This window comes from Phenylobacterium sp. (genome assembly GCF_036502675.1).
GTDB lineage: Bacteria > Pseudomonadota > Alphaproteobacteria > Caulobacterales > Caulobacteraceae > Phenylobacterium.
On record NZ_DASXYF010000100.1, the window covers coordinates 1 to 5,123 of the forward strand.

The window sequence follows — 5,123 nt, forward strand, 5'->3', positions numbered from 1 at the left end:
GTGATCTGACATCGACATGATCTGCGTCACTTCCGAATGACGGCCAGGGATGAAACGCAGGCCCTGGCTTCCCCATCGTCAGCGTGAAAGACTTGCCTCCAGTCTCCCGCTAGGCTCGGTCGATGCTGGGCGAGGCCGAAAACGATCAGGTCGTCCCACTCCGCCGGTTGCCGCTAGGCTGCCGCGACGTGCTTATGGCGCCTGAGTTGGTCCAGTATTGGGGCGCGTCGGAACTTCAACGCGAGGGGATGCCTGAGATATCGGATGGACTCTGAGGTTTGGACGCCACCGGAGACGAGAGAAGAACTCCTGAAGCGGTTGCTGGTCCCTCCGGGGGTCTATGCGCGCTACCTGTACCGCAAAGCCATTCGCAGCGGGGAGCGGGAGATCGGCCTGATTCCACTGCTCGCCGATCGCGGGCGGGTTGCAATAGATGTGGGCGCAAATAAAGGCGCATATACTTATGCATTATTGAATCATGGCTGCAAAGTCCACGCTTTCGAGCCCAATCCCAAGATGTTTCGTGTGCTTGATAGCTGGGCTCGCCGACGCGCCGAGCTATATCCCTTGGCTGTAGGGGCGGCTCCCGGCTGCGCCCGTCTGATGATTCCGAGGACGTCGGGGGGTTACTCCAACCAGGGCGGCACGCTTTCAGCGGTGATGATTGGAGACCGCGCCTTCGGCAGCGTGGACGTCGATGTCGTGGCGCTCGATCAGCTTGGCTTGAATGACGTGGGGTTCATCAAGATTGATGTTGAAGGATTCGAGTTGGAAGTGCTTCGTGGTTGCGCCTCCATACTAAGCCAGGATCGACCTAACCTTCTAATAGAGATGGAAGAAAGGCATACTAAACAGCCGATTCGTGAAATGATCGAAGAAGTATGCTCTTATAAGTACCGCGCAATGGCTTTGGTGAGGGGCGCACTCAAGGATATTTCGACTGTTGACCTGAGGAATCACGCAGACCCCCTGGATCGACCCAAATACATTTTCAACTTTATCTTCGTAGCCGTTTCCTGACGGCCGCAGCGCAGAGGGCGGGCACGCGTCCATGCCGCGATTTCGAAGCGGACCTCCAATGCGCCTGCGCCAGCCAAAAGTTCTCTATTTGTTCTGGACGGCGCACCGCATCCGTCCTACGATGGCCCGGTCCGCACCGCGGCGGCGGAGCCGCGGGAATTGGCCCCTCGAAACCGCTGTTTACAGCTCCCGTAAACCGCTTATCTCGTGCGGGGCTGTAAGCGCTTGAAGCCCCCCGGCGTCCGTCTTCGTCGCAGCGACGGCGCATCCCGCGACGGTTACAACAGTCTCATGTCAACCGGTACGATTCGCCCATGACCAAGCACACCCCCCCGCCCGCAGGCGGCGACGGCGACCGGATCATCGACGAGCCGCTGTCCGAGGCCCTGTCGCGGCGCTACCTGGCCTATGCGCTCTCCACCATCACCGGCCGGGCGCTGCCCGACGTGCGCGACGGGCTGAAGCCCGTGCAGCGGCGCGTGCTCTACGCCATGAACGAGATGCGCCTGAACCCCGAGGCCGCCAGCCGCAAGTGCGCCAAGGTGGTGGGCGAGGTGATGGGCCAGTATCACCCGCACGGGGACCAGTCGATCTACGACACCCTGGTGCGCATGGCCCAGGACTTCGCCCAGCGCTACCAGCTGGTGAACGGCCAGGGGAACTTCGGCAACATCGACGGCGATAACGCCGCGGCCATGCGCTACACCGAGTGCAAGCTGACGGCGGCCGCCAAGCTCTTGCTCGACGGCATCGACGAGGACGCCGTCGACTTCCGCCCCACCTACGACGGCCAGGACGAGGAGCCGGTGGTGCTCCCCGGCGGCTTCCCCAACCTGCTGGCCAACGGCGCGACCGGCATCGCGGTGGGCATGGCCACCTCCATCCCGCCGCACAATGTCGCCGAGCTGATCGACGCCTGCCTGCTGCTGCTGGACAACCCCGAGGCCGCCACCGCCGACCTGATGGCCCATGTGCAGGGGCCGGACTTCCCGACCGGCGGGGTGATCGTCGAGGGCCGGGCGAGCCTGCTGGAGACCTATGAGACCGGCCGCGGCGGGGTGCGCCATCGGGCGCGCTGGACCAAGGAGGAGACGGGGCGGGGGACCTACCAGATCGTCGTCACCGAGATGCCCTATCAGGTGAAGAAGGCCGAGCTGGTGGAACAGCTCGCCGGGCTGATCGAAAACAAGCGGGCGGTGCTGCTGGGCGACGTGCGCGACGAGTCGGCGGAGGACATCCGGCTGGTGCTGGAGCCCAAGAGCCGCAACGTCGAGGCCGAGGTGCTGATGGAGAGCCTGTTCAAGCTCTCCGACCTCGAGACCCGCTTCCCGGTCAACATCAACGTGCTCGACGCCCGCGGCTCGCCCGGGGTCATGGGTCTGAAGACCGCCCTACGGGCCTTCCTCGACCACCGGCGCGACGTGCTGGTGCGCCGCGCGCGCCACCGCCTGGGCAAGATCGAGGCGCGGCTGCACATCCTCGACGGCCTGCTGATCGCCTATCTGAACCTCGACGAGGTGATCCGCATCGTCCGCTACGAGGACGATCCCAAGGCCAGGCTGATCGCCGCCTTCGACCTCACCGAGATCCAGGCCGACGCCATCCTCAACACCCGCCTGCGCCAGCTGGCCAGGCTGGAGGAGATGGAGATCCGCCGCGAGCACGCCGAGCTGGCCGAGGAGCGCGACGGCCTCGTCAAGATGCTGGCATCCGACAAGCAGCAGTGGAAGCTGGTGGGCATGGGCCTCTCGGCCGTGCGCGCGGTGATGGGCCCGGACACGGAGTTGGGCCGCCGCCGCTCCAGCTTCGCCGACGCCCCGGTGGTCGACGCCGAGGCCGCCATGGAGGCGATGATCGTGCGCGAGCCGATCACCGTCATCCTCTCCGACCGCGGCTGGATCCGCGCCGCCCGCGGGCGGGTGGAGGACCCCTCGGAGCTGAAGTTCAAGGAGGGCGACAAGCTCGCGTTCCTGGTCCCGGCCGAGACCACCGACAAGCTGCTGATCTTCGCCTCCGACGGCCGGTTCTTCACGCTCGCCTGCGACAAGCTGCCGTCGGCCCGCGGGCACGGCGAGCCGCTGCGGCTGATGCTCGACCTGGACGACAAGGTGCGCATCCTCGACGTCTTCGCCCACAAACCGGGGGCCAGGCGGTTCCTGGCCTCGAAGGCCGGCTATGGCTTCGTGCTGGTCGAGGACGAGGCGGTGGCCTTCCGCCGGGCGGGCAAGCAGGTGCTGAACGTGGACGCCGGCGGGGCGGCGGTCTCCTTGCCCATGACCGGCGACCAGGTGGCGGTGATCGGCGACAACGGCAAGATCCTGGTCTTCCCGGCGTCCGAGCTGCCGGAAATGTCCCGCGGCAAGGGGGTGAAGGTGCAGAGCTACCGCGAGGGCGGCCTGCGCGACGCCCAGGTGTTCAGCGAGGCCGATGGCGCGAGCTGGATCGACGCCGCCGGGCGCACCCGGGTCTGGACCGAGTGGCGCGACTGGGCCGGCAAGCGCGCCGGCGCCGGCAAGCTCGCCCCCCGCGGCTTCCCGACCAGCAAGCGGTTCCGGCCGAGGTAGGCTTTGCAGACCCACGCCCTCGGAGTTTATCCTCGGGCCGGCCACAGGCCGACCCCGGGGCGGTCGCCGCCTCCCCCGTCCTCTGCGGGACGCGGGAGGAAAAGGCGCTGCCCAGATCTGTGCGCCCTTGGCGCCTTTGCCGGTCTCCTTGACCCCCGCGCAGCCCCGGCCGTCTAACTTGACATTCCCTGACCCCCATGCGCCCTTCCGCGGCTCTCAAATCACCGTTTCGCCGGGTTCCATGCACGCCTACCGCACCCACACCTGCGGCGCGCTCCGCGCCGCCGACAGCGGCAAGACCGTTCGCCTTTCGGGCTGGATCCACCGCAAGCGCGACCACGGCGGCCTGGTGTTTATCGACCTGCGCGACCACTACGGCCTGACGCAACTGGTGCTGAGCCCGGGCACGCCCGCCTTCGCGCTCGTGGAGCGCCTGCGCGCCGAGAGCGTGATCCGCGTCGACGGCGAGGTGGTCGCGCGCACGGCCGACACCGTCAATCCGAACCTGCCCACCGGCGAGGTGGAAATCCGCGTGGCCGCCGCCGACGTGCTGGGCGAGGCCGGCGAGCTGCCGCTGCCGGTGTTCGGCGAGCCGGACTATCCCGAGGACATCCGGCTGAAGAACCGGCACCTCGACCTGCGGCGCGAGACCCTGCACCGCAACATCGTGCTGCGCTCGAAGGTGATCCATTCGATCCGCAACCGCATGATCGACCAGGGTTTCCTGGAGTACCAGACGCCGATCCTGACCGCCTCCTCGCCGGAGGGCGCGCGCGACTTCCTGGTGCCGTCGCGCCTGCACGCCGGCAAGTTCTACGCGCTGCCCCAGGCGCCGCAGCAGTTCAAGCAGCTGCTGATGGTCGCGGGCTTCGACCGGTACTTCCAGATCGCGCCCTGCTTCCGCGACGAGGACGGCCGCGCCGACCGCTCGCCCGGCGAGTTCGATCAGCTCGACTTCGAGATGTCCTATGTGACGCAGGAAGACGTCTTCAACACCATCGAGCCGGTGCTGCACGGCGTGTTCGAGGAGTTCGCCGGCGACCGTAAGGTCTCGCCGCTGCCGTTCCGCCGCATCGCCTATACCGAATCCATGCTGCGCTACGGCTCCGACAAGCCGGACTTGCGCAACCCGATCCTGATCGCCGATGTGAGCGAAGTCTTCCGCGGCTCCGGCTTCGGCATCTTCGCAAAAGCGGTGGACGCGGGCTCGGTGGTGCGCGCGATCCCGGCACCGGGTGCGGGCGCCAAGCCGCGCTCCTTCTTCGACAAGTTCAACGACTGGGCGAAGGAGCAGGGTGCGCCGGGCCTCGGCTACGTCATCTTCGAGGCGGGCGGCGGCAAGGGCCCGATCGCCAAGAACCTCGACGAAGCGCGCCTCGCGAAATTGCGCGAAGCGACCGGCTGCAAGGACGGCGACGCGGTGTTCTTCGCCAGCGACAAGAAGCCGGCGGCCGAGAAGCTGGCCGGGCTCGTGCGGATCAAGCTCGGCGAGGACCTGGGTCTCATCGATCCCAAGCGCTTCGAGTTCTGCTGGATCGT

3 protein-coding genes are annotated in these 5,123 nt (G+C 66.9%); all 3 read left to right on the top strand.

The features are described from left to right. Positions 1–264 precede the first annotated feature (264 nt). A complete protein-coding gene (locus VGL30_RS12780; RefSeq protein ID WP_331540380.1) occupies positions 265–1,020 on the top strand; it encodes an FkbM family methyltransferase in 756 nt (251 codons plus the stop codon). A gap of 314 nt (positions 1,021–1,334) precedes the next feature. Further along, positions 1,335–3,584, top strand: coding sequence for a DNA topoisomerase IV subunit A (gene parC / locus VGL30_RS12785; protein WP_331540381.1), 2,250 nt, complete (start codon positions 1,335–1,337; stop codon positions 3,582–3,584). Positions 3,585–3,825: 241 nt separating this feature from the next. After that, the coding region (gene aspS / locus VGL30_RS12790; protein WP_331540382.1) for an aspartate--tRNA ligase at positions 3,826–5,123 on the top strand (1,298 nt) is incomplete at its 3' end.

Bases quoted from the DNA above. Each gene is read 5' to 3' on its own strand.
- VGL30_RS12780 (WP_331540380.1), top strand. From the start codon at position 265: ATGGACTCTGAGGTTTGGACGCCACCGGAGACGAGAGAAGAACTCCTG.
- parC (WP_331540381.1), top strand. From the start codon at position 1,335: ATGACCAAGCACACCCCCCCGCCCGCAGGCGGCGACGGCGACCGGATC.